General features: G+C 73.6%; 16 protein-coding genes. 11 read left to right on the top strand and 5 right to left on the bottom strand.

Annotation, left to right across the window (positions count from 1 at the left end; translation table 11 throughout):
* Positions 1-65: 65 nt before the first annotated feature.
* Complete coding sequence (locus tag IE172_RS12005) at positions 66-710, bottom strand: TetR/AcrR family transcriptional regulator (RefSeq protein ID WP_190097157.1); 645 nt, start codon at positions 708-710, stop codon at positions 66-68.
* A 197-nt stretch (positions 711-907) separates the two neighbouring features.
* Positions 908-1,135: an Rv3202a family protein gene (locus tag IE172_RS12000; RefSeq protein ID WP_190097156.1), complete on the bottom strand. Its 228-nt coding sequence runs from the start codon at positions 1,133-1,135 to the stop codon at positions 908-910.
* 229 nt (positions 1,136-1,364) lie between these two features.
* Between IE172_RS12000 and IE172_RS11995 the strand changes: the two genes are divergently transcribed.
* From IE172_RS11995 to moeZ, 7 genes are all read left to right on the top strand, one after another.
* Positions 1,365-2,417, top strand: a complete 1,053-nt coding sequence (locus IE172_RS11995) for an alpha/beta fold hydrolase (protein ID WP_190097155.1) — start codon at positions 1,365-1,367, stop codon at positions 2,415-2,417.
* 8 nt (positions 2,418-2,425) lie between these two features.
* Entirely contained in the window at positions 2,426-4,057 is a 1,632-nt protein-coding gene (locus tag IE172_RS11990) for a DUF3152 domain-containing protein (RefSeq protein ID WP_190097154.1), read from the top strand.
* 192 nt (positions 4,058-4,249) lie between these two features.
* Positions 4,250-5,908 (top strand): DUF3492 domain-containing protein, encoded by a 1,659-nt coding sequence (locus IE172_RS11985; RefSeq protein ID WP_229885956.1) that lies wholly within the window; start codon positions 4,250-4,252, stop codon positions 5,906-5,908.
* A complete protein-coding gene (locus tag IE172_RS11980; protein ID WP_190097152.1) occupies positions 5,905-7,020 on the top strand; it encodes a hypothetical protein in 1,116 nt (371 codons plus the stop codon). The genes IE172_RS11985 and IE172_RS11980 overlap by 4 nt, the downstream gene beginning before the upstream one ends.
* Before the next feature lie 96 nt (positions 7,021-7,116).
* Positions 7,117-8,130, top strand: coding sequence for an NAD-dependent epimerase/dehydratase family protein (locus tag IE172_RS11975; RefSeq protein WP_190097151.1), 1,014 nt, complete (start codon positions 7,117-7,119; stop codon positions 8,128-8,130).
* Positions 8,118-8,864: a spherulation-specific family 4 protein gene (locus IE172_RS11970; RefSeq protein WP_190097150.1), complete on the top strand. Its 747-nt coding sequence runs from the start codon at positions 8,118-8,120 to the stop codon at positions 8,862-8,864. Before IE172_RS11975 ends, IE172_RS11970 begins: the two co-directional genes overlap by 13 nt.
* A 64-nt stretch (positions 8,865-8,928) precedes the next feature.
* Positions 8,929-10,107 (top strand): adenylyltransferase/sulfurtransferase MoeZ, encoded by a 1,179-nt coding sequence (gene moeZ, locus IE172_RS11965; protein ID WP_190097149.1) that lies wholly within the window; start codon positions 8,929-8,931, stop codon positions 10,105-10,107.
* Positions 10,108-10,178: 71 nt separating this feature from the next.
* Here moeZ and IE172_RS11960 read toward each other — a convergent pair whose 3' ends face one another.
* The 3 genes from IE172_RS11960 to IE172_RS11950 form a co-directional block, all read right to left on the bottom strand.
* Entirely contained in the window at positions 10,179-11,687 is a 1,509-nt protein-coding gene (locus tag IE172_RS11960) for an alpha/beta hydrolase (protein ID WP_190097148.1), read from the bottom strand.
* Between the two features lie 152 nt (positions 11,688-11,839).
* Positions 11,840-13,387: an alpha/beta hydrolase gene (locus tag IE172_RS11955; RefSeq protein WP_190097147.1), complete on the bottom strand. Its 1,548-nt coding sequence runs from the start codon at positions 13,385-13,387 to the stop codon at positions 11,840-11,842.
* Positions 13,388-13,484: 97 nt separating this feature from the next.
* Complete coding sequence (locus tag IE172_RS11950) at positions 13,485-16,205, bottom strand: lysylphosphatidylglycerol synthase transmembrane domain-containing protein (RefSeq protein WP_190097146.1); 2,721 nt, start codon at positions 16,203-16,205, stop codon at positions 13,485-13,487.
* Between the two features lie 186 nt (positions 16,206-16,391).
* Here IE172_RS11950 and IE172_RS11945 point away from each other — a divergent pair, with 186 nt between their 5' ends.
* From IE172_RS11945 to IE172_RS11930, 4 genes are all read left to right on the top strand, one after another.
* Complete coding sequence (locus IE172_RS11945; protein WP_190097145.1) at positions 16,392-16,778, top strand: MGMT family protein; 387 nt, start codon at positions 16,392-16,394, stop codon at positions 16,776-16,778.
* Positions 16,779-17,035: 257 nt separating this feature from the next.
* A complete protein-coding gene (locus tag IE172_RS11940; RefSeq protein ID WP_190097144.1) occupies positions 17,036-20,593 on the top strand; it encodes an ATP-dependent helicase in 3,558 nt (1,185 codons plus the stop codon).
* A 100-nt stretch (positions 20,594-20,693) separates the two neighbouring features.
* Positions 20,694-24,284, top strand: coding sequence for an ATP-dependent helicase (locus tag IE172_RS11935; RefSeq protein WP_190097143.1), 3,591 nt, complete (start codon positions 20,694-20,696; stop codon positions 24,282-24,284).
* Positions 24,285-24,294: 10 nt separating this feature from the next.
* On the top strand, positions 24,295-25,707 hold the full coding sequence (locus tag IE172_RS11930) for a dipeptidase (RefSeq protein ID WP_190097142.1): 1,413 nt from the start codon (positions 24,295-24,297) through the stop codon (positions 25,705-25,707).
* The last annotated feature ends 18 nt before the right edge of the window (positions 25,708-25,725 follow it).

Raw genomic sequence — 25,725 nt, 5'->3', positions numbered from 1 at the left:
CTGCATGCCGCGCCCGGCCACGCCAGGAGCGAACAGCCGACGGGAACAAACGCCCGCCGGCGCCGTCAGTGCTGCTGGTCGATCCCGTGCAGCGGGAATCCGGCGATGCCCCGCCAGGCCAGCGAGGTCAGCAGCTGCACCGCCTGGTCGCGCGGCACGCTGCGGTCGCTGTGCAGCCAGGACCGCGCCACCACCTGGGCGAGACCGCCGAGCCCCGAGGCCAGCAGCATCGACTCCGCACGCGACAGCCCGGTGTCCTCGGCGATGACGTCGCAGATCGCCTCCGCGCACTCGTTGGTCACCTTGTCGACCCGCTCGCGCACGGCGGGCTCGTTCGTCAGGTCCGACTCGAACACCAGGCGGAACGCGCCGCCGTCGTCCTCCACGTACGCGAAGTAGGCGTCCATGGTCGCCCGGACGCGCTGCTTGTTGTCCGACGTCGACGCCAGCGCCTGGCGCACCGACTGGATCAGCGCCTCGCAGTGCTGGTCCAGCAGGGCCAGATAGAGGTCGAGCTTGCCGGGGAAGTGCTGGTACAGCACCGGCTTGCTGACACCGGCACGCTCGGCGATGTCGTCCATCGCCGCCGCGTGGTAACCCTGCGCGACGAAAACCTCCTGGGCGGCGCCCAGCAACTGGTTCCGCCGGGCACGGCGCGGCAGGCGTGTACCCCTCGGGCGTACCGCGTCCGTCTGCTCGATGGCTGTCACGCCGCCTCCCATTGTCGTCCCTGTGCGGAGTGAGCCGCGCCGCCATCGTACTTTTCGGTAACCGTGGTGTGCGCGGCGAGAGTGCAGAATTTCACGGACCGGACGGAGGCGAAAGCCGTACGGATGGTTTCAAAAGCTGTCAGAGCGGGCAAGAGTGGTCCCCTCGTCGCTCGCAGGCGTCCTGGCAGGCGTGCTCCTCACCGGTAGTCGTCCTCGTCGAGGGAGACGACCCGGGCCTGTTCCACCAGGTCCGCCTCGTTCCCGCGGTCCGGGTCGACGCCGGTCAGCGGGTCGTCACGGTCCGGGGCGACCTCGGCCTGCTGCTCGGCGGCGTCCACCTCGGGCGCCTCGACGTCGTGCTCCTGGCCCTCGGACACGTCCTCGTCCTCCGCGAACGTCTCGGGGTCGGTCGGGTCTACGGCCATGCTGGGCTCCCTTCCTACGGATGTCCCTGAGGATGCAGGGGCCACTCACGGGTGCCCTCTTCCCGAGCCTAGGAGACACCCGATCCGGATGCCATGCGATCCGCGACCGGGACGTGACAGGGCGCGCACGCCGGTGCGCCGGGGCACGCGCCCCGACGCGCGCGGGGCGGGAGCGTTCTGTGACGCCGAACACGTGAGCCAATACGTGATCGTCTCGTAACATTGCCGCATGTCTTCGCCCGAGCTGCCGTCCGTGCCGCCCGCCAACCTGCTGCCCGAGGTCGCGGACGTCAGGGTCGCCGACGGCGAGCGCCTCAGGTCGGTGGAACTGCCCGGCGTCACGCTCTCGGTGCGGTCGAGGCCGCCCGCGCGGGAGGGCCTCCCCCCGGCGCTCTACGTCCACGGACTCGGCGGCTCCTCGCTGAACTGGTCGGCCCTCATGCCCCTGCTGCACGACGTCGTCGACAGCGAGGCCGTGGACCTGCCCGGCTTCGGCAACTCCCCGCCGCCGGACGACGGCGACTACTCGGTCACCGCGCACGCCCGCGCGGTGATCCGCTATGTCGAGTCCACCGGCCGGGGCCCGGTCCACCTCTTCGGCAACTCGCTGGGCGGCGCGGTCACCACCCGGGTCGCCGCCGTGCGCCCCGATCTCGTCCGCACCCTCACCCTCGTGTCGCCCGCCCTGCCCGAGCTGCGGGTGCAGCGCACCGCCGTCCCCACGGGACTGCTGGCGCTCCCCGGGATCGCACTGCTGTTCACCCGCCTCACGCGGGAGTGGACCGCGGAACAGCGGGTCCGCGGAGTGCTGAAGCTCTGTTACGGAGACCCCGCGCGGGTGTCGCCGGAGGGCTTCCGCAACGCCGTGCTGGAGATGGAGCGGCGGCTGCGGCTGCCGTATTTCTGGGACGCGATGGCGCGCTCGGCGCGCGGACTCGTCAACGCGTACACCCTCGGTGGCCAGCAGGGACTGTGGCGCCAGGCCGAGCGGGTGCTCGCGCCGACGCTGCTCGTCTACGGCGGCCGGGACCAGCTCGTCGGGTTCCGGATGGCGCAGCGGTCGGCGCGCGCCTTCCGCGGCTCCCGGCTGCTGACCCTCCCGGACGCGGGGCACGTGGCGATGATGGAATACCCCGAGACCGTGGCGCTCGCCTTCCGTGAACTCCTCATGCAGGCAACGGATTCTGCCGATGAGGGGGATACTGGGCAGCCGGGAGCGCGGCGCGCTCCGGGTCCGCCCGCCACCGGTGGCGGATCCACCGCAGACGACAAGAGGGGCTGAGGCGCGACGTGGGACGCCACAGCCGTCGTGGACCCGCCCCCAAGGGCGACACCGCCGACACCACCGCGGCACGCAGGGCCCGCGAGGGCCGGGACGACGGCGACGACCGCCGGGACACCCGCGCCGGCCGGCGCCGGACGCCTCCGGCTCCACCGGCCCAGGGGCCGCTCCAGCAGCCGGGCCGGCCCGCCACGGGCGGCACCCAGGGGTACGGGACCCCTGCCGGGGGCGTACCGCGCTTCCCCGACGGGACGCCGGCGCACGGAGTGCCGCGCCTGCCGGACGGATGGACCCCGCAGGGAACGCCGGCGTACGGCTTCCCCCGCCTCCCGGACGGAACACCGGCGCACGGCGTGCCGCGACACCCCGACGGGACCCCGCCGCGGAGCGTTCCGAGGCCGCCCGACGGTACCCCCGCGCGCGGAATTCCCCTGCTGCCCGACGGCACTCCCGCGCACGGTGTCCCCCGGGCCCGCGGCGGACACCCCGAGCAGCGGGAACCCGGGGGCGGCTGGGGCACGTTGAACGGCCGGACGACCGGCGGGACCGGATACGGTCCGCCGGCCGCCGGGCGGGGTGCCGTGCTCCCGGGACAGCGGCAGGCGCCGCAGGGAGACCTCCGGGACCCGCACGGCCCGCGCCAGGACTACCTGGACGCCTTCGGTGACGACGTCGACCTCTTCACCCCGCGCACGCCCGTCCCCGCTCCCCGCCCACCGCACTCCGCCGGCGCCCGTGCCACCCTCACCGGCCGGGACGACCTCCCGGCCGCCGGCGCCCGTGCCGACGCGGAGGACGGTCACGAGCCGCCGGCCGGCGAGCCCGCGCCGGCCAGGGGCGGCAAGGGGCGCGCGTTCACCGGGATCGCGGCCGCCGCCGTCACCACGGTGCTGGCGGTCGTCGTGGCCGGCCAGGTCACCGAGGAGCACGACGCCTCCGGCGCGCAGGCCAGGCCCGCCGGCGAACAGGCCCGTGACGTCCGGGGCTCCGCCTCGCGCGGTGACGAGCGGGAGACACCCGCCGTGCCCTCCGCCGAGCCGTTGACGTACGAGCAGAAGATGGACAGGACGTACCCGTTGGCCGCGACGCGCGCGGGCAGCGGGAAGTTCGACGCGATCCCCGGCATCGACAAGGCGCCCGGCAAGGGACAGCGGATCACCTACCGCGTGGACGTGGAGCAGGGGCTCGGCCTCGACGGCGAGCTCTTCGCCGACGCCGTGCACAGGACGCTCAACGACGACCGCAGCTGGGCGCACAACGGTGCCCGGACCTTCGAGCGCGTCCACTCCGGCCGTGTCGACTGGGTGATCACCCTCGCCAGTCCCCGCACGACCGCCGACTGGTGCGCCAAGTCGGGCCTGGACACGACCGAGGACAACGTCTCCTGCGACTCCGCGGCCACCGACCGCGTGATGATCAACGCGTACCGGTGGGCGCAGGGGTCCGAGACCTACGGCGACGAGATCCACGCCTACCGCCAGATGCTGATCAACCACGAGATCGGCCACCGCCTCGGCCACAACCACGTCACCTGCGACAAGGACGGCGACCTCGCCCCGGTGATGCAGCAGCAGACCAAGTTCCTCGACCACGACGGGATCAGCTGCCGCCCCAACCCGTGGGCCTATCCCAACGCCTGATCATCACCTGATCGCACGCTGACGCCCGACGTCACGAACGCGTCCCGCGCGGGAAGGTTACGCCCGTTCACCCCTTTTGGTGGCGTGATGGACAACCGTCCGTCGCGGCACCACCTCTTCCGCGTACGTTCGTCCCGCTGCGAGCCGTCGGGTCAACGGCGGCTCCCCACACGGGAGATCGGGGGTGCACACGTGCGCATCGGACTGCTTACGGAGGGTGGCTACCCGTATGTGGGCGGTGACGGATGGCTCTGGTGCGACCGCCTGGTGCGCGGACTCGACCGGCACGAGTTCGACGTCTACGCGTTCAGCAGCGGCGAGGCCCAGGAGGACGCCGGCTGGGTGCCGCTGCCTGGCCAGGTCCGCAGGGTGCGCACCGCGCCCCTGTGGGCGACGGAGGACGACGGGGTGGTGTTCGGCCGCCGCGCGCGCCGGCGTTTCCGGGAGCACTACGGCGAACTGGCCGCCGCCCTCTGCGCCGCCGTCGCCCCTGCCGCCCCCGAGGCGGACCGTTTCACCACCGCGCTCCACGGCCTCGCCGAACTCGCCCGCGACGAAGGCGGCCTGGTGTCCGCGCTCCGCTCCGAGACGGCCGTACGCGCTCTGGAGCGCGCCTGTCGTGCGCCCGGCGCCCAGCGCGCCGCGCGGGAGGCCCGCGTTCCCGACCTGCTCGCCGTCGCCGCACACCTGGAACGCGCCCTGCGCCCCCTCTCGCTCGACTGGTACGAGGAGGACGGGCTCGGCGCGGTGGACCTGTGCCACGCCGCCGCCGGGGGAGCGGCGGCCCTTCCGGGCCTGCTCGCGCACCACTTCTTCGGCATCCCGTTCCTGGTCACCGAGTACGGCGTGCGCCTGCGCGCGCACTACCTCACCCGCCCCGACTCCCCGCCCGCGGTGCGCTCCCTGCTCGCCGCCTTCCACGGCAGGCTCGCCGCCGAGACCTACCGCCGGGCCGCCTTCATCACGCCGGGCAACACACACGCCCGCCGCTGGCAGGAGCGCTGCGGCGCCGACCGGGCCAAGCTGCGCACGGTGTACCCCGGCATGGACCCCGCGCCCTTCGCCGACGCGGGGGACTCCCTCCGGGAAGCGGACCCGCACACCCTCGTCTGGGTCGGCCGGGTGGAACCCGCCAAGGACCTGGTGTCCCTGCTGCACGCCTTCGCGATGACCCGCGCCGCGGAGCCGAAGTCCCGCCTGCGGATCATCGGCGGCCCGTCCGGCCCCGAGGGCGCCGCCTACCTCGGCCACTGCAGGACGCTGGCCGCACAGCTCTTCCCCGACGAGGCCGACGGCCCGCACACCGTCGGCGACAACCCGGTGTCCTTCGAGGAACCCGGCGCCCCCGGCCCGGCCACGTCCGCCGACGCCCACGCCGCCGGGGCCGTGACCGTGCTGTCCAGCGTCGTCGAGGGATTCCCCGTGGGCCTGGTCGAGGCGATGCTCTGCGGGCGCGCGACCGTCTCCACGGACGTCGGCGCCGTCGTGGAGGCCATCGGCGGCACCGGTCTCGTCGTACCACCGCGCAACCCCCGGGCGCTCGCCGACGCCTGCGTCTCCCTGCTGCGCGACCCCGAACGCCGCACGCGCCTGGGCGCCGCCGCCCGCGCCCGCGCACTCGAACTCTTCACCGTCGACCAGAACGTCGCGGCCTTCCGCGGCCTCTACCTGGAGACCGTCGCACACACCCCGGTCCGCCACCCCGTCCTCGACGACACCGGCGACCCCCTGCCCTTCGCGGCGCCCGCCGAGGCCCGCGTCCCCGGCCACTGGACGACCGACCCCGGCCCACGCGCCGTGCCCCGATGGGCCATGGACACACCGGTACCCGCGACGGAGACAGCACGATGAGCCACCTCGGCGAACTGAACCGCGGTCCGTCCCCCGGGGCGGCCGACCCGGTCAAGGCACTCCTGCACCGCCACCGCGACCTGTGCCTGCGGGCCGTGGACCCCCTGGAGATCGCGGCGGGCCTGGAGGCCCATGGCATCACCGACCGCACCGCCGCCCGTTTCCGCCACCGCGACGTCTTCTCCCTCGCGGAGGAGCTCTACGCCCGGGTCCCCCGCGACGGCGACCCCCCTCACCCCGTCCCGCCCAGCGCCGCGCCCTTCGACCGGGCGGCCCTCCTCCTCCCCCTCCTGCCCGGCGCGGTGTGCGCGGCATCGGTGACCGCCCTGCGGCACACCGACGGCGGGACGCGCCTCTATGCCGCGGCAGCCGGCGTCCTCGCCCTCACCCTCGCTCTCCGCGCGGTCCTGCGCCGGGGCCCGCTGAGCACCCCCGCCCACGCACCGCGCCCGGCCACCGCGGCCTGGACCTGGTGGCTCATCGGCTACGCCCTCCTCGGCGACGGCCTGCTGCACCTGGCGATCACCGGCGGCCCCGACAGCCCGCCCGACGGCACCGGCGGCGGCCACTGGCCGCTCACCACCGCCCCGGTCCTGGCCCTCGCCCTCGCCTGCGCGCCCGCCGCCTGGACCACCCATCTCTTCAGCGGCCACGCCCGCCGCCGACTCGGGTCCAGCCGCGGCCTGGAGGACTTCACCGCCTCGGTGCGCCCCGTGCTGCTGGGCACGTTCGCCCTGTTCCTGCTCGCGCTGACCGCCCTGCTCACCACGGCGTCCGCCCTCCTCGACGAGCCCGCCCCGCTCCCCGGGACGCTCACCCTCGGAGCGCTGCTCTTCCTGGCCCGCCTCCTCATGGCCCACGGCTTCACCCACGCGCCCAAGGTGATCCTCACGCTCACGGCCGGCGCCCAGGTGACGGCCCTGGCGACGGTCTTCGCCGCCCGCCTCCCCGGCTGCGCCGCCCTGTCCGCACCGGTGGAGACCCTGACCGCCTGGCATCCGGCAGCCGTCCCGTCCGTCACCTGCGGAATCGCCGCGCTGACCCTCCTCGTCCACGCCTCCCGCAGGCTTCCCCGCGCCTCGGCGCACCTTCCCCCGGGGAGGGCGCGGTGACCGGCCGACGCGCGGCGAGCAGTACGACCCCACCTGAAGGAGAACCCACATGACCCTCCGTCCCGCCGCTCCGCGCCACCCCGAAGGAGCCGCCCGATGAGAGTCCTGCTGATCGGAGCCAACGGCTACATCGGCCGCTTCGTCGCCGACCGCCTCCTCGCCGACCCCGCCGTCCAGCTGACCGCCCTCGGCCGGGGAGACGACGCCGACGTGCGCTTCGACCTCGCCACCGGCAGCCCCGGCGCCCTCACCCGCTTCCTCGACGCCGTCCACCCCGGCGTCGTCGTCAACTGCGCGGGCGCCACCCGCGGCGGCGCCCGCGAACTGACCCGCCACAACACCGTCGCCGTCGCCACCGTCTGCGAGGCACTCCGCCGCAGCGGCTGCGGCGCGCGGCTCGTGCAGATCGGCTGCGGCTCGGAGTACGGCCCCAGCCAGCCCGGCTCCTCCACCGCGGAGGACGCCGTCCCCCGGCCCGGCGGCCCCTACGGCGTCAGCAAGCTCGCCGCCACCGAACTGGTCCTCGGGTCCGGCCTGGACGCCGTGGTCCTGCGGGTCTTCTCACCCGTGGGCCCCGGCACCCCCGCCGGCTCCCCCCTCGGCCGGCTCGCCGAGGCCATGCGCCGGGCCATGCAGTCCGGTGACGCCGAACTGAAACTCGGCGGCCTCGGCGCGCAACGGGACTTCGTCGACGTCCGCGACGTGGCCCGCGCCGTCCACGCCGCCTCCCTCTCCGCCGCGCAGGGCGTCATCAACATCGGCTCCGGCCGTGCCGTCCGCCTCCGCGACGCCGCCGGCATCCTCGCCCGCGTGGCGGGCTACAGCGGCGCCCTCAACGAACTCGACAACACGCCCGGCCCGCACCACGCCGGCCACATGGCGCACACGACCGGCACCCCTCACCTCAGGCCCGCCATCGGCCACCCCCGCCCCGACCCCGACCACCCCCACGCCGCCACCTCGCCCACCGCCTTCCCCTACCCCGACGGCTGCGGCACCTGGCAGCAGGCGGACGTCCGCACCGCCCGCGACCGCCTCGGCTGGCGGCCCCGCATCAACCTGGAGGAGTCCCTGGCCGACATCTGGATGGAGGCGGCGTGCCGTATCTGACCAGCACCAGACCAGGCACCGCGGGCACGGACGTCCGCACCGGCTTCGGCGTCCCCGGTCCGGCGCACCCCCTCCTCGCCCCCGCCGAGTGGAACAGGCTCACCCGCCCCGGCACCCCCCTGCACTGGGTGGTGCTCGACGTGGCCGACGGCCCCGGCGTCCAGCCCGACCCGCACTGCCTGGAAGCGGCCGGCCGGCTGCGGAACGCCGGTGTCCGTGTCCTCGGCCACCTCGACACCGCCTACGGTCTGCGCTCCTTCGGGGAGGTGATCTCGGACGCGCACCGCTTCCTCGACTGGTACCAGGTCGACGGCTTCCTGCTGCACCGCTGTCCCGCCGACCCCGCCGCGCTCCCCGAGGTGCGGCGCACCGTCGGCACGCTCCGGGCGATCCACGAGGACGCCCACATCGTCCTCGGCCACGGCACCCACCCCTGTCCCGGCTACGCCGAGTACGCCGACCAGCTGGTCACCTTCTCCGGGGCGTGGAGCGACTACCGCTGGTCGCAGGTGGCCGAGTGGACCGCCGACCACCCGCCCGAACGCTTCTGCCACTTCGTGCACGGGGTGCCGGGGCCGCACCTGGACGAGGCCCTGCGCATCGCCCGCTGGCAGGGCGCGGCGACGATCTACTTCACCGACCACGCCCCCGGCCACCACACCGATCCGTGGGAACCGATGCCCGGCTACTGGGACGACATCGTCTCGCGGATCGGGACAGGTGTCTCGGAATGAAAAAGCGCGTGGCAGTGTTAAGCGGAGAACAACCCGTAGTGATTGACCGACCAACGGAGTCCCCGTGTCGCTGCCACCCCTGGTCGAGCCGGCCCCCGAGCTCACCGTAGACGAGGTCCGCAGGTACTCCCGCCACCTGATCATCCCCGATGTGGGGATGGACGGGCAGAAGCGGCTGAAGAACGCCAAGGTGCTCTTTGTGGGCGCCGGCGGCCTGGGTTCCCCGGGGCTGATGTACATGGCCGCGGCGGGCGTGGGCACGCTCGGCATCGTGGAGTTCGACGAGGTCGACGAGTCGAACCTGCAGCGCCAGATCATTCACAGCCAGGCCGACATCGGCCGCCCCAAGGCCGAGTCCGCGCGGGACACGATCAAGGGCATCAACCCGTACGTGAACGTGGTGCTTCACGAGGAGCGGCTCGAGGCCGACAACGTGATGGACCTGTTCGGCCAGTACGACCTCATCGTCGACGGCACGGACAACTTCGCGACCCGCTACCTGGTCAACGACGCCTGCGTGCTGCTGAACAAGCCGTACGTCTGGGGCTCGATCTACCGCTTCGACGGCCAGGCGTCCGTCTTCTGGTCCGAGCACGGGCCCTGCTACCGCTGCCTCTACCCGGAGCCCCCGCCCCCCGGCATGGTCCCCTCCTGCGCCGAGGGCGGCGTCCTCGGCGTGCTGTGCGCGTCGATCGGCTCCATCCAGGCCAACGAGGCCATCAAGCTGCTCGCCGGCATCGGTGAGCCCCTCGTCGGCCGTCTGATGATCTACGACGCCCTGGAGATGCAGTACCGCCAGGTCAAGGTCCGCAAGGACCCCGACTGCGCGATCTGCGGCGAGAACCCCACCGTCACCGAGCTCATCGACTACGAGGCCTTCTGCGGCGTCGTGTCCGAGGAGGCCCAGGCGGCGGCCGCGGACTCGACGATCACTCCGAAGCAGCTCAAGGAGTGGATCGACGACGGCGAGAGCATCGAGCTCATCGACGTCCGCGAGCCGAACGAGTTCGAGATCGTGTCCATTCCGGGCGCCCGGCTGATCCCCAAGAACGAGTTCCTCATGGGCAACGCCCTGGAGAGCCTGCCGCAGGACAAGAAGATCGTCTTGAACTGCAAGACGGGTGTCCGCAGTGCGGAAGTCCTCGCGGTGCTCAAGGCCGCTGGCTTCGCCGACGCCGTCCACGTCGGCGGCGGCGTGATCGGCTGGGTCAACCAGATCGAACCGGCGAAGCCGGTCTACTGAGCGACACCGGCCGCTGCCGAGGCCGGGGCGGGGGCTCCGCGCACCACGGGTGCGCGGAGCCCCCGCCGTCGTCATGAGCAGACCTTGCCGTCCTTCGGCACCGTGCCGTCCAGCAGGTACGCGTTCACCGTGGAGTCGACGCAGTCGCTGCCGCTGCCGTACGCGCCGTGGCCCTCGCCCTTCCAGGTGAGGACGACGCCGACCCCCTCGCCCAGCTCGTCCGCCATCTTCCGGGCGCCCTCGTACGGCGTGGCCGGGTCGCCGGTGTTGCCCACGACCAGGATCGGCGCCGCGCCCGGCGCGCTCACCTCCGGGGTGTCGAACTGGCCCGGAACCGGCCAGTCGTGGCACCAGCCGGCCGTGTCCCAGCCGAGGAAGGTGCCGAACACGGGCGAGAGCTCCTCGAATGCGGGCAGCAGCTTCTTCGTCTCCTCGACGGTCGGCCGCTGCTTGTCGTCGAGGCACGATATGACCCGCTGCGAGTGGGTCGTGGTGCCGTAGCGGCCCGAGGGGTCGCGTTCGTTGTAACCGTCGGCCAGGGCCAGCAGTTCCGAGCCGTCCCCGTCCTCCGCCGCGTCCAGCGCGCTGGTCAGCGCCGGCCAGCCGTCCTTGCTGTACAGCGGCAGGACGATGCCGGTCAGTGCCAGCGACTGGGTCAGCTTCCGTCCGGAGGAGGACGTCGGCAGCGGCTCGGCGTCGATCCGGTCGAGCAGGTCCGCGATCTCCCGGGAGCCCTGCTCGGGGTCCCGGCCGGTGGACTTCAGGTAGTTGTTGAGGGCCGTCTGGAAACCGCGCGTCTGGTTCTTGGCGTGCCCCACGGTGTCCGCGGTCGGGTCGACCACCGCGTCGAGCGTCAGCCTGCCGACCTTCCCGGGGAACAGGTGGGCGTAGACACCGCCGAGTTCGGTCCCGTAGGAGATGCCGAAGTAGTTCAGCCTGTCGTCGCCGAGGACCTGCCGGATGCGGTCCATGTCGCGGGCGGTGTCGGTGGTCGAGACGTGGGCCATCAGCTCGCCCGCGGACTTCTCGCACCCCTTGCCGAAGTCGGCGGCGTCCTGGAGGTACGCCCGCTCCTCGGCCGGTGTGTCCGGGGTGCCGTCGACCGCCGACTCGGCTGCCTGGATGTCCTTGTCGTCGCGGCAGCGGACGCCTTCGCTGGCGGCCACGCCACGAGGGTCCCAGCTGACCAGGTCGTACCGCTCGTGCAGGGTGGAGACCGCGGAGGCGTAGGACGGCATCATGGAGACGCCCGAGCCGCCGGGCCCGCCGAAGTTGAACAGCAGTGAGCCGAGCCGGTCGTCTCCCGTGGCCTTGGCCCTGATGAGGGCGAGCCCGATCGTCGAGCCGTCCGGCTTCGACCAGTCGAGCGGCACCTGGAGGGTGGCGCACTGCCAGTCGCCGCCCGGCGCGGGCTCGTCCCCGGAGGCCTTGCAGCGTCCCCAGTCGAGCGCCGCCGTGCCGTCGTCGCCCTTCTTGCCGTCGTCCCCGGAGCCGTCGTCCGACGAGCCGCCGCCGGTGCAGCCGGCCGTCAACAGCGCGGCGGCGGCCGTCAGGGCCGCCCACCGTGTGAAACGGGTCATGTGCCGATTTCCCCCCTCGCTTGCCGTCCGCACCGTGCCACGGATGGCGGTCGTGCCATGGTAGGCAGATTCGCCGTCCACCGTGACAGCCTGTGGAAAACGCTCTGACCTGTGGGTTTGCGGTTGGTGCGGAGCGAGGCCGACGGTTCCGCTCAGGAACAGACGGTCCCGGCCGCCGGTACCCTCCCGTCCAGCAGATAGCCGTGCACCGCCCTGCGCACGCACGCGTCGCCGCTGTTGTACGCGCCGTGCCCCTCCCCCTTGTACGTCAGTTCCACGCCGACACCCTCACCGAGGGCCCGCGCCATCCTGCGTGCCCCCTCGTACGGCGTGGCCGGGTCGCCGGTGGTGCCGATCACCAGGATCGGTGCGGCTCCCCGGGCGCTCACGTCGGGACGGCCGGCGGCACCCGGCACCGCCCAGTCGGTGCAGCCGATCATGCCCCAGGCCAGGAAGTCGCCGAACACGGCGGACGCGGACCGGAATTCCGGCAGGCTTCGCCGGACGTCCTCGGGTGTGTAGCGGGGTTCGGTGTCGGCACAGTTGATGGAGGTGTTGGCCGCGACGAGGTTGCTGTACTCCCCGTTCTCCCCGCGTCCGTTCATCGAGTCGGACAGCAGCATCAGGATCGTGCCGTCACCGTCGTACGCCTGCTCCAGGCCATCGGTGAGGAACGCCCAGAAGTCCTGTGAGTAGAGGGCCTGAAGGATCCCGCCGGTCGCCGCGGTCTGGGTCAGCCGGCGGGGGAACACCCCCGGCAGGGGCGAGCCGTCCAAGTCCTTCAGCAGCCGGGCGATACGGTTCTTCACGTCCTGCGCGCTGTCCCCGACGGGGCACTCCTCGGCCTGGGAGACGCAGTCCTCGGCGTAGTTGTCGAGGGCGAGCTGGAACCCGCGGGCCTGTCCGAGCGCGCCCTCCTCGGCGGTCAGCGTGGGGTCGACGACCGCGTCGAACACCGCCCGGCCCACCTTGTCGGGGAACAGGTGGGCGTAGACGCCGCCGAGTTCGGTGCCGTAGGAGAAGCCGAAGTAGTGCAGCCGTTCGTCGCCGAGGACCTCACGCATCAGATCCAGGTCACGGGCGGCGTCGGTGGTGCGCACGTGCGGCAGGACCCGCCCGGAGTTCTCCTCGCAGTCCATGTTGAACTCCTTCGTGTTGTTCAGGAGTTCGCTGCGCTCCGCCGCGTCGTCGGGGGTGGCGTCCTGTTGGAGGAGGGCGTCGAGCCGCTGGTCGTCCTGACAGATCACGGGTGCGCTGCGGCCGACCCCCCGGGGGTCGAAGCCGACCAGGTCGTAGCGGGTGCGCAGGGTCGCGTACTCGTCGCCGAAGGCGGGCAGGGTGGTGACGCCGGAGACGCCCGGGCCGCCGAAGTTGAAGACCAGGGAGCCGATGCGCTCGTCCGCCGGACCGCTCGACCGGGCCCGGATCAGGGCGAGGTCGATGGTGTCGCCCCCGGGATCGGCCCAGTCGAGCGGCGCCTTCATGGTGGCGCACATCCACTCGCCTCGGCCGCCCGGCAGGGGGGAGGGCGGAGGTCCCCCGCCCTGGGCCTCGGAAGGGGCCGGGCAGGCCTTCCAGTCGAGCTCCTGCCGGGCAGGGTCCGCGCCCTTGTCGTCCTCGCCGCAGCCTGCCAGCAGCGCGGGGAGCAGTACGGCGCAGACGGTCAGGGCGGCGGCACGCAGGCGGCAGGGGCGGGGCATGGTCCCATCCTGCGGTCGTCCGGGGCGGGCCGCGCGGGACGCGGGCCGTACGAGGTAGGCACCTCGTGGGGGCCCACCCGGTGCCGGGCCGCCGCCCTTACAAGGCGGCCTTGCGCGTGAGGTGGTTGAAGGCGATCCATCCGGGCAGCACGGGCAGCCACAGCGTCAGCAGGCGGAAGAGCAGCACCGCCGGTGCGGCGACCTCCTTGGGGAGTCCGACGGCGATCAGGCCGACCGTCAGGGTCGCCTCGACCGCGCCCACGCCACCGGGTGTCGGCGCCGCCGACCCCAGGGCGTTGCCGGCCAGGAAGACGACGGCGACACTGGCGATGCTGACCGAGGTCGTCTCGTCGCCGAAGGCGCGGATCGAGGCGTCCAGACACATCACGAAGCACGCCGTCAGCAGCAGCATGCCGCCGATGCCGGTGACCAGCTTCTGCGGCCGCTGGAGCACGTCGAGCATGCGCGGCACGACGCCCGCGAAGAGCGACCGCACCCGGGTGACGACGAACTTCCGCAGGAACGGCACCGACGTCACGACCAGGACCAGCACCGCCACCGTGAGCAGGCCGCCGATCACCGTGCGGGACGGGGAGAGGGAGGGGGTCTTCTCGGTACCGGTCAGGTAGCCGAAGGCCAGCAGCATCAGGATGTGGCAGCCGAGCCCGAACAGCTGCGACGCGCCGACGCTCGCCACCGCGAGACCCGGCCGCACCCCGGCGCGCTGCAGGAAGCGCGTGTTCAGGGCGACGCCGCCCACCGCCGCGGGGGCGACGATCTTCACGAACGACCCGGCGACCTGAGCCGCCACGGTCCGCACGAACGGCACTCGCTCGGGCACGAACCCGAGCAGCGCCATCGCCGCGGCGACGTAGCTGGCCGCCGAGAACAGCACCGCCGCGGCCACCCAGCCCCACTCCGCGTTCGCGATCAGCGGGCCGAACTCGATGTGGGTGAGCTGGGTGAGCAGGAAGTACGCGCCGATCGCGCCGGCGATGAAACTGATCAGCGTCCGCGGGCGCACCCGCTCCAGGCGGGCCGGCTCGACCGGGGCCTGCGGCCGGATCCGCAGCACCTCGTGCCGGATCTGGGTGAGCAGGTCCTCCTCGCGCGCCTCCTCCAGCGCCTCGTCGATGGCCCGCTTCTCGGCCCGCTGCTCGGCGCGCACGGCCTTCTTGTCGGACTTGTCGGTTCTGTCCGCCTTGGCGGGTGACGGCTGTCCGGCGTCGTGGGCGCCGGCGGGCTCCGCGCGGGCCGGCCTGGACTGCCGGGAGGCCTCCAGGACCGCCTCGCGTTCGCGTTCGGCGCGCTCGCGGGCGAGCCTGCGCAGGGTCCCGCGCGTGGAGCGGCTCAGCGCGATGGGCTGGAGCATCGGCAGGCAGTCCGCCACGGCGTCGGGGCCGAGGACGCTCAGCGCGGAGGCCACCGCGCGTTCCGCGCCCACCCTGAGGCCCAGCGTCACCAGCAGCTGCGAGACGTCCATGCGCAGCAGCAGTTCACCGGCCGCGATCTCGCCGCCGCGCAGATCGGTGAGGATCACCGTGCCGGAAGGGTCCACCAGGATGGCGTCGCCCACCAGTCTGCGGTGCGCGATGCGGCGGGACTGAAGGGCCCGCACCTGGTGCCAGGTGTCGCGCAGCAGATCGTCGGTGATCTCCTCGTCCGGCAGCGAGTCGAGCGTGCGCCCGCCGCTGTGCTCGTAGACGAGCATCACCGCGTCCGGCCCGAGTTCGGAGGTCGCGATCAGCTTGGGCGCGTTGGCGCCGGCCGCGATGGCCGCGTACGCGAGCAGCGCCTCCTGTTCCAGGGCCTGGCGCAGCGACTGCAGGCTGCTGCGGGTGGCGAAGCCGCGCAGGGCGAGATTGCGCCACGCGCGGTAGAAGAAGCCCTGCGCCTGCTGTTCACGGTCGACCACCGTGACGTCCAGCGGCGGACCGTCCTCCAGGGTGACGAAGTACCGGCGCCCGCGGTCACCGGTCTCGGAGGCGTCCGACGCCTCCTCGCGCGAGGCGGTCACGGGGTGGAAACCGACGGTGCGCAGGCCCGCCATCAGCGTGCGTCCGGTGGGGCGCACATTGGGTGACCCCACCGCGTAGAGGGTGCCGTAGGCGACGGTCCAGCCGATCAGCACCGTGAGGATGATCGAGAACGGGGTCGTGTACCCGGTGACGAGCATCGAGAAGGCGTCGAGGAGCAGCACCACCCACAGCACCGCGCGCCAGCGGGGTCTGCGGGACATGCCGACGGCCGTCATGTACGCGATGACGGGGGCCAGATAGCCGTGCACCGGGTCGGTGAGGGCGTGGATGTCACCGGGGGAGGGCTGGGTGAGCGCGTCCTGGATCGAGTCCGGGGCGGCCCGCGCCACCCACAGGTCGGTGGCGAGTGTCACACCGTGCGCGAGGACGGCGGCGAGCACACCGTCGGCGATCCGCAGCCCGTCCCGTTTGATCAGCCGCTCGATGGCGAAGGCGACCGGCACCAGGAGGATCGCGATGCTGGAGGCCAGGCCCGCGATCTTGATGAGCAGGTCGGGCGCCTGCCCGGTGCCCTTGGTGATGTCCTGTTCCAGCCCGGAGGTGGTGCCGTGGGCGAACGCGGCGATGGCCAGCAGCACCGCGACGGCGAGCACGCCGCCGAGGAGCCGCATGAGGTCGGACGGCCGGTGCACCCGCGCGGGGAGCAGCGGCTCGTCGCCCTCCACCTCGTCGATGTGCGCCGTGTCGGGGTCCGTGCGGCCGGGGCCCGCGGTGTCCGGGCGCGACGAGGCGTCAGGGCTGCCCTCCGTGTTCTCGGGGTGCGCGCCCTGCTGCTTCATCGTCTCTTCTCGATCTCGTATCACCGGTCACCGCCCGCACGATGGTGGCATGCCGTATCGGCACAAGGGGGCATCAGGGTCGAAAAGCGGGGCGGCACAGTCTGCCCGAAGCACTGCTCCGGGGCGAGTCGTACGCACACGCGTGAGCGCGTCGGGTTGTCGGTGGCGTGGGGCAGGATGGGACGGATGAGCCAGGAAAGCCTCGCGCCGGACGGCGGCCCGCAGGGTCCGGACGCCCTCCCCGAATACGCCGAGCGCGTCCTCGAGGTGGCCGAGCTGATCCCGCCGGGACGCGTCATGACGTACGGAGACGTCGCCGAGTGGCTGGGGGAGGGCGGCCCCCGGCAGGTGGGGCGCGTGATGGCCCTGTACGGGGGAGCCGTCCCGTGGTGGCGCGTCGTCCGTGCGGACGGCGTGCTGCTGCCGGGCCACGAGCCGAGAGCCCTCGGTCACTACCGCGCGGAGGGCACACCGCTGAAGGAGGCGAGCCGGGCCGCGCAGGACCATGTGCCGCGGCTCGACATGAGACGCGCGCGGTGGGACGGCGGCGGGGACACCAGGGGTCACACCTGACAGCTTCCGCCATCGCGCGCGACGCCGTGTGACCCGTGATCCGTTCCGGGGACGGGGAGCACATCCGTGGCATGACGTACGTTCGTGAGGTGAGGGACATGTGCGCCGGAAGTGGCCGGAGGGAAGAAGCGGAAGCTCTGCTTCCACTGTTTTCCCCGGCGTAGCGTCGGCAGCGCGTGTCCCCTTCACCACCCGCCCACCGCCCCGCACGCGCGGCGAACGGCCCCACAGCACACCCACCAGGACCGGCGAACCACGTGAGCTCCTCTTCTTCCACCAGCGGCCTGTCGCACCCCCCGGTGCGACGGGGGAACCGTGGCGCCTACCGACTGGTGCGTACCCCGCCGGCTCACGTGAACCCCCCTGTACTGGACGCCGCACAGCGCTCCGTGGTTGAGCACACGACCGGGCCGCTGCTCGTTCTCGCAGGTCCGGGCACCGGGAAGACCACCACGCTGGTGGAGTCCGTGGCCGCCCGGATCGCCCGCGGCGGGGACCCGGAGCGCATCCTGGTGCTGACCTTCAGCCGCAAGGCGGCCGTCGAACTGCGCGACCGCATGGCCCTGCGCATCGGGGCCGCGCGCGCCCCGCGGGCCACCACCTTCCACTCGTTCAGCTACGCCCTGATCCGCGCCCACCAGGACAGCGACCTCTTCGTCGAACCGCTGCGGCTGCTGTCGGGCCCCGAGCAGGACGTCACCGTCCGCGAGCTGCTGGCCGGCCAGGTGGACCTGGAGCGGCTCGGGCTCGCCCACGTGCGCTGGCCGGACGAACTGCGTGCCTGCCTGACCACCCGCGGATTCGCCGACGAGGTCCGCGCGGTGCTCGCCCGCAGCCGCGAACTGGGGCTCGGCCCCGACGCGCTGGACGCCTTCGCCCGCCGCATAGGGCGCCCCGACTGGCGGGCCGCCTCCGCCTTCCTCGCCGAGTACCTCGACGTCCTCGACCTGCAGGGCGTCCTCGACTACGCCGAACTCGTCCACCGCGCGGTGCTCCTCGCCGGCCGCCCGGAGATCGCCGGACAGCTCGCCGCGCGGTACGACGCGGTGTATGTCGACGAGTACCAGGACACCGACCCCGCACAGGTACGGCTGCTGCACGCGCTGGCCGGCGGCCGCACCCTCGTCGCCTTCGGCGACCCCGACCAGTCGATCTACGCCTTCCGGGGCGCGGACGTGGGCGGCATCCTGGAGTTCCCCCAGGCCTTCCCCCGCCCGGACGGCCGCCCCGCCCCGGTCGAGGTGCTGCGCACCTCCCGCCGGTCCGGCGCCGCCCTCCTGGAGGCCACCCGGCGGGTCACCACGCGCATGCCGCTGCCCCGGCTCCCCGCCGAGAAGGTCCGCGCCCACCGGGAACTCACCCCGGTGCGGGACGGCGGGCGGGTCGAGGTCCACACGTACCCGACGTCCGGCACCGAGCTGGACAACATCGCCGACATCCTGCGCCGGGCCCACCTGGAGGACGGGGTGCCCTGGAACGACATGGCCGTCCTGGTACGGGCGGGCTCCCGCACCCTGCCCGCGGTCCGCCGCGCCCTCACCTCGGCGGGCGTCCCCGTGGACGTCGACGGCGACGACCTGCCCCTGCGCCACGAGCCGGCGGTGGCCCCGCTGCTGACGGCCCTGCGCGCGGTGGCGACCGCGGAGGCGGACGGACGGGACGCCACCGGGACCGGGGCGGAGGCCGTGACCGGGACCGATGCCGTGACCGGTGCCGATGCCGGTCCGGAGCCCGGTGCCGATGGCGACACCGAACCCGGGACCGACGCCGGTCCGGAGTCCGGTGCCGATGGCGACACCGAATCCGGGACCGACGCCGGTCCGGAGTCCGGTGCCGATGGCGACACCGAACCCGGGACCGACGCCGGTACGGACACCGGGACCGGCCCCGGAGCCGGGACCGACGAATCCGGCCCCGCCCCCGACACCGGTGCGGAAGCGTGCTGGCTCAGCACCGAGACCGCCCTCACCCTGCTCACCTCCCCCCTCGCCGGCATGGACACCGCCGACCTGCGCCGCCTCGGGCGGGCCCTGCGCGAGGAGGAGCGGGCCGGGGGCAACCCGCTGCCACCGCCCTCGGACGACCTGCTCGCGCGGGCGCTGGCCGAACCGGAACGGCTCGCCGTGCACGACCCCGTCTACGCGCGGGGCGCCCAGCGGCTCGGTTCCCTGCTGCGCCGGGCCCGCGAACGCCTGGCGGACGGCGGCACGGCGGAGGAGGCCCTGTGGGACCTGTGGGACGGCACACCGTGGCCCCAGCGCCTGGAACGCTCCGCGCGGCGCGGAGGCGCGGCCGGCCGCAACGCCGACCGTGACCTCGACGCCGTGTGCGCCCTGTTCGCGACCGCCGCCCGCGCCGAGGAACGCACCGGCGGCCGGGGCGCCCTGAACTTCCTGGAGGAGATCGAGGCCGAGGACATCGCCGCCGACACCCTCACCCGGCGCGCCGTCCGCCCCGACGCCGTGCGCCTGATGACCGCGCACCGCTCCAAGGGCCTGGAGTGGCGCCTGGTCGTCGTGGCCGGTGTCCAGGAGGGCCTCTGGCCCGACCTGCGCCGCCGCGGCTCCCTGCTGGAGGCCGACCGCATCGGCCGCGACGGACTCGCCGAACCCCTCACCCCCGGCGCGCTGCTCGCCGAGGAACGGCGCCTGTTCTACGTCGCCGCGACCCGCGCGCGCGAACGCCTCGTCGTGACGGCCGTGAAGGCCCCCGCCGACGACGGCGACCAGCCCTCCCGCTTCCTGACCGAGCTCGGCGTCGAACCCAGGGACGTCACCGGGCGCCCCCGCCGGCCCCTGGCCGTCGCCGCGCTGGTCGCGGAACTGCGCGCCACGACGGTCGACCCCCGGGTCTCCGGCACCCTCCGCCAGGCCGCCGCCCGGCGGCTGGCCCGGCTCGCCGCGCTCGCCGACGAGGACGGCCGCCCGCTCGTCCCCTCCGCGCACCCCTACCGCTGGTGGGGCATGTTCGAACCGACCGAGAGCAAGGTGCCGCTGCGCGACCGCGACCAGCCCGTCGTCCTCTCCGGCAGCGCCCTCGACCAGCTCGCCAACACCTGCGCCCTGCAGTGGTTCCTGGGCCGGGAGGTGAAGGCCGACGCGCCCGCCACCGCCGCCCAGGGCTTCGGCAACGTGGTGCACGTCCTCGCCGACGAGGTGGCCTCCGGGCGCACCCCGGCCGATCTCGCCGTCCTCATGGAACGCCTCGACTCCGTGTGGAACGCGCTCGCCTTCGACGCGCCGTGGAAATCGGCACAGGAGAAGGAGAACGCCCGCGTGGCGCTCGAACGCTTCCTGCGGTGGCACGTCATGGACCGCACCGGACGCACCCCGCTGGCCGGCGAGCACGACTTCGACGTCACCCTCGAGGCGGGCGACTACGAGGTCCGCATCCGCGGTCAGATGGACCGCGTCGAGACCGACGGCGAGGGACGCGCGTACGTCGTCGACTTCAAGACCGGTAAACAGGCGCCCAGCAGCAAGGAGGTGGAACGCCACCCCCAGCTCGCCGTCTACCAGCTCGCCGTCGGTGAGGGCGCCGTCGACGACCTCTTCGACGGGACACGCCCCGAACCGGGCGGCGCCGAACTCGTCCAGCTGCGCCAGGGCGCCGCCAAACGGGACGGCGGCGAGACCCTGCCCAAGGTGCAGTCCCAGGAGCCGCCGCAGGGCGAGTGGGTCGGCGACCTGCTGGCCACCGCCGCCGGCAAGGTCCTCGACGAACGGTTCACCCCGACCACGGGCCAGCACTGCACCCACTGCGCGTTCCGCGCCTCGTGCAGCGCCCGCCCCGAGGGCCGGCACATCGTCGAGTGACGGGGGTGACGCATCGCACCACCCGCCCCGACCTGCGGTTCCTCACCCCCGGGACGCTCGGTGGGCCCCCGCTGTCAGTACCCGCCGCTAGATTCTCTGTGTGCCCGCCCGTATCACCGATCCCGATCAGCTCAAGGAACTCCTCGGGATCCCCTTCACCCCGGAGCAGACGGCCTGCATCACCGCGCCGCCCGCCCCGCAGGTGATCGTGGCCGGAGCCGGATCGGGCAAGACCACGGTCATGGCCGCCCGCGTGGTGTGGCTGGTCGGCACCGGCCAGGTCGCCCCCGAACAGGTACTGGGCCTCACCTTCACCAACAAGGCCGCCGCCGAACTCGCCGAACGCGTCCGCAAGGCACTGGTCAAGGCCGGCGTCACCGACCCCGACGCCATCGACCCGGACAACCCCCCGGGCGAACCGCTGATCTCCACCTACCACGCCTTCGCCGGCCGCCTGCTCACCGACCACGGACTGCGCATCGGCCTGGAACCCACCTCCCGGCTGCTCGCCGACGCCACCCGCTACCAGCTCGCCGCACGCGTCCTGCGCGAAGCTCCGGGGACCTACCCGGCCCTCACCCGCTCCTTCGCCGACCTGGTCGGCGACCTCCTCACCCTCGACGGCGAGCTCGCCGAACACCTCGTACGGCCCGAGGACCTGCGCGCCCACGACGCCGAACTGCTGCGCACCCTGGAAAACCTCAAGCTCACCAACGCCGACCTGCGCAAGGTCCCCGAGGCGGCCGCCGCCCGGCGCGAACTCGCCGGGCTGGTCCTGCGCTACCGGGCCGCCAAACGCGAACGCGACCTGCTCGACTTCGGTGACCAGATCGCCCTGTCCGCCCGCCTCGCCGCCATCCCCGAGGTCGGCCGCGCCCTGCGCGACGAGTTCCGCGTGGTCCTCCTCGACGAGTACCAGGACACCTCCGTCGCCCAGCGCGTCCTGCTGGCCGGACTGTTCGGCGACGGCACCGGCCACCCGGTGACCGCCGTCGGCGACCCCTGCCAGGCCATCTACGGCTGGCGCGGCGCCTCCGTCGCCAACCTCGACGACTTCCCCGAACACTTCGCCCACGCCGACGGCCGCCCCGCCACCCGCCAGTCGCTCAGCGAGAACCGCCGCAGCGGAGGCCGCCTGCTGGACCTCGCCAACGGCCTCGCCGAACCCCTGCGCGCCCTGCACGCGGGCGTGGAAGCCCTCCGCCCGGCCCCCGGCGCGGAACGCGACGGCACCGTCCGCTGCGCCCTGCTGCCCACCCACGCGGAGGAGATCGACTGGATCGCCGACTCCATCGCCCACCTCGTCGACACCGGCAAGGCACCCGGCGAGATCGCCGTCCTGTGCCGCACGGCGACGGACTTCGCCGAGATCCAGGGCGCCCTGGTCGCCCGGGACGTCCCCGTCGAGGTGGTCGGCCTGTCCGGGCTGCTGCACCTGCCCGAGATCGCCGACCTGGTCGCCGTCTGCGAGGTCCTCCAGGACCCCGGCGCCAACGCCTCCCTCGTACGGCTGCTCACCGGACCGCGCTGGCGCATCGGCCCCCGCGACCTCGCCCTGCTCGGCCGCCGCGCCCGGCGGCTGGTCTCCCACGCGCGTGTGGACGGCGACGACGACCCCGACCGCCGGCTCGCCGAAGCCGTCGAGGGCGTCGACCCGGCCGAGGTGATCTCCCTCGCCGACGCCCTCGACACGTTCCTGGAGACACCGCTGGACGGCCGCGGGGACGACGACGGCCTGCCCTTCTCCCCCGACGCCCGCGTACGCTTCGCCCGCCTCGCCGCCGAACTGCGCGACCTGCGCCGCTCCCTCGCCGACCCCCTCATGGACGTCCTGCACCGCGTCCTCGCCGTCACCGGCCTCGAGGTCGAACTCTCCGCCTCCCCGCACGCCCTGGCCGCCCGCCGTCGCGAGACCCTCTCCAACTTCCTCGACATCGCCGCCTCCTTCGCCGCCGGCGACGGCGAGGCCACCCTGCTCGCCTTCCTCGGCTTCCTGCACACCGCCGCCCAGTACGAGAAGGGCCTCGACAACGCGCTGCCCGGCGGCGAGAACACCGTCAAGGTGCTCACCGCCCACAAGTCCAAGGGCCTCGAATGGGACGTCGTCGCCGTCCCCGGACTGGTCACCGGCACCTTCCCCAGCGGCCAGGGCCGCGAGAAGTGGACCGCGCAGGGCAAGGTGCTGCCGCACGCGCTGCGCGGCGACGCCGAGACCCTGCCCGACGTCCTCTCCTGGGACTCCCGCGGCCTGAAGTCCTTCCACGAGGCCATGAAGGACCACCAGCACACCGAGGAACTCCGCCTCGGCTACGTCACCTTCACCCGCCCCCGCTCCCTGCTCCTCGGCTCCGGGCACTGGTGGGGCCCCAGCCAGAAGAAGCCCCGCGGGCCCTCCGACTTCCTCCACGCCCTCCACGACCACTGCGCCGCCGGGTACGGCGAGATCGAGGCATGGGCGGACGAGCCCGCCGAGGACGAGGAGAACCCCGCCCTGCAGCGGGCCGGCGACCTCCAGGCGTGGCCGCTGCCCCTGGACGACGCCGCCCTCGCCCGCCGCCGCGAGGCCGCCGAGGCCGTCCTCGCCCACCTCGACGGCCTCGCCGGCCCGCCGGACGGCCCCGCCACGGCCGTACACGACCCGGACGCCCACGACGACCCGGACTGGCCCCCGCCACCGGACGACGAGGACCCCTTCCCCGACGAGGACCCCTTCCCGGACGCGGACTCCTTCCCGGACGCGGACTCCTCCCGGGACGGAGAGTCCTTCCGGGACGGAGAGTCCTTCCGGGGCGAGGACTCCCCTCCCGACGAGGACCCCCTCACCGACCCCGGCCCGGACGACTGGGACTCCTGGAGCACCGACCGCCCCACCGTCCCCCACCAGGCGACCGCCCCCGACGCCACGGACCGCCCCCGCACGCAGGAGCACCGGCCGGCCCGAATGCCGGCAGCACCCCCGCTCACTCCCGAGGAAGCCCGCACCATCGCCTCCTGGGACCGCGACCTCGATGCCCTCACCGGAGAACTGCTGCGCACCCGCTCCGCCGTCACCCACGTACCGCTGCCCGCCTCCCTCACCGCCTCCCAGCTGCTCCGCCTGGCCGAGGACCCCGACGCCTTCGCCCGGGAGCTGGCCCGCCCCATGCCCCGCCCGCCGCAGCCCGCCGCCCGCCGCGGCACCCGCTTCCACGCCTGGGTCGAGGCACGCTTCGAGGCGCTGACGCTCCCCCTGCTCGACCCGGACGAGCTGCCCGGCAGCGACGCCGAGATCGACGACGAACGCGACCTGGAAACACTCAAGGAAGCCTTCGAGCGCACCGAGTACGCCCACCGGACACCCCACCGCGTGGAGGCACCCTTCCAGCTGTCGATCGCCGGACGCGTCGTCCGAGGCCGCATCGACGCCGTCTACAAGGAGGACGGCGACCACGGCACGACCTACGAGATCGTCGACTGGAAGACCGGCCGCGGCCACACCGCCGACCCGCTCCAGCTCGCCGTCTACCGGCTCGCCTGGGCCGAGCAGCAGGGAATCGAGGTGGAATCCGTCACAGCCGCCTTCCTGTACGTACGCACCGGCGAGGTGGTCCGCCCCCGCTCCCTGCCCGGCCGCGACGCGCTCGAGAGGCTCCTCCTGGAGGAGCCCCCCGGTGAGATACCGCACTCCGAGGACACCCCCGCGGGCCGATAGGCTCGAAGGCATGAGCCAGCCCGTTGACAGTGCCGTCAGCGCCGTCCGTACGTACATCGAGCGGCACCGAGCCGCCTTCCTCGACGACCTCGCCGAGTGGCTGCGCATCCCGTCCGTCTCCGCCCAGCCCGACCACGCCACCGACGTGCGCCGCAGCGCCGACTGGCTCGCCGCCAAGCTCAAGGAGACCGGCTTCCCCACCACCGAGGTCTGGCACACCCCCGGCGCCCCGGCCGTCTACGCCGAGTGGCCCTCCGCCGACCCCGAGGCACCCACCGTGCTGGTCTACGGCCACCACGACGTGCAGCCCGCCGCCCGCGAGGACGGCTGGGACACCGACCCCTTCGAACCCGTCGTCCGCGGCGACCGCCTGTACGCACGCGGCGCGGCCGACGACAAGGGGCAGGTCTTCTTCCACACCCTCGGCGTCCGCGCCCACCTCGCCGCCACCGGCCGCACCACCCCCGCCGTCCACCTGAAACTGCTGATCGAGGGCGAGGAGGAGTCCGGGTCCCCGCACTTCCGGGCCCTCGTCGAACAGCACGCCGACCGGCTCGCCGCCGACGCCGTGATCGTCTCCGACACCGGCATGTGGTCCGAGGACACCCCGACCGTGTGCACCGGCATGCGCGGCCTCGCCGAGTGCGAGATCCGGCTGTACGGCCCCGACCAGGACATCCACTCCGGTTCCTTCGGCGGCGCCGTCCCCAACCCGGCCACCGCCGCCGCCCGCCTGGTGGCCGCCCTGCACGACGAACACGAGCGCGTCGCGGTCCCCGGCTTCTACGACGGCGTCGTCGACCTCACCGACCGGGAGCGCGAACTCCTCGCCGCCCTGCCCTTCGACGAGGCCCGCTGGCTGCGCACCGCCAAGTCCCACGGCACCCTGGGCGAAGCCGGGTACAGCACCCTGGAACGCGTCTGGGCCCGCCCCACCGCCGAGGTCAACGGCATCGGCGGCGGCTACCAGGGCCCCGGCAGCAAGACGATCGTCCCGTCCTCCGCCACCGTGAAGCTCTCCTTCCGGCTGGTCGCCGGACAGGACCCGGAGCACGTGGCGAACGCCGTCCGCGCCTGGGTACCCGGACAGCTCCCCGACGGCATCCGCCACGAGACCTCCTTCAGCCCCGCCACCCGTCCCTGCCTGACGCCGCTGGACCACCCCGCCCTCCGGTCCGTCGTCCGCGCGATGGGCCGCGCCTTCGGAAAACCCGTCCTCTTCACCCGCGAGGGAGGCTCCGGCCCCGCCGCCGACCTCCAGGACGTCCTCGGCGCACCGGTGCTCTTCCTCGGCATCTCCGTCCCGTCCGACGGCTGGCACGCCCCGAACGAGAAGGTCGAGCTGGACCTCCTCCTCAAGGGCGTCGAGACCAGCGCCCACCTGTGGGGCGACCTCGCCGAGCACTGGCGGCACGCCCCCTGACCGCCGCCCGCCGCCCGC

This window comes from Streptomyces griseoflavus, from assembly GCF_014649995.1.
GTDB lineage: Bacteria > Actinomycetota > Actinomycetes > Streptomycetales > Streptomycetaceae > Streptomyces > Streptomyces griseoflavus.
This window is presented reverse-complemented; position numbering and strand designations above follow the sequence as displayed.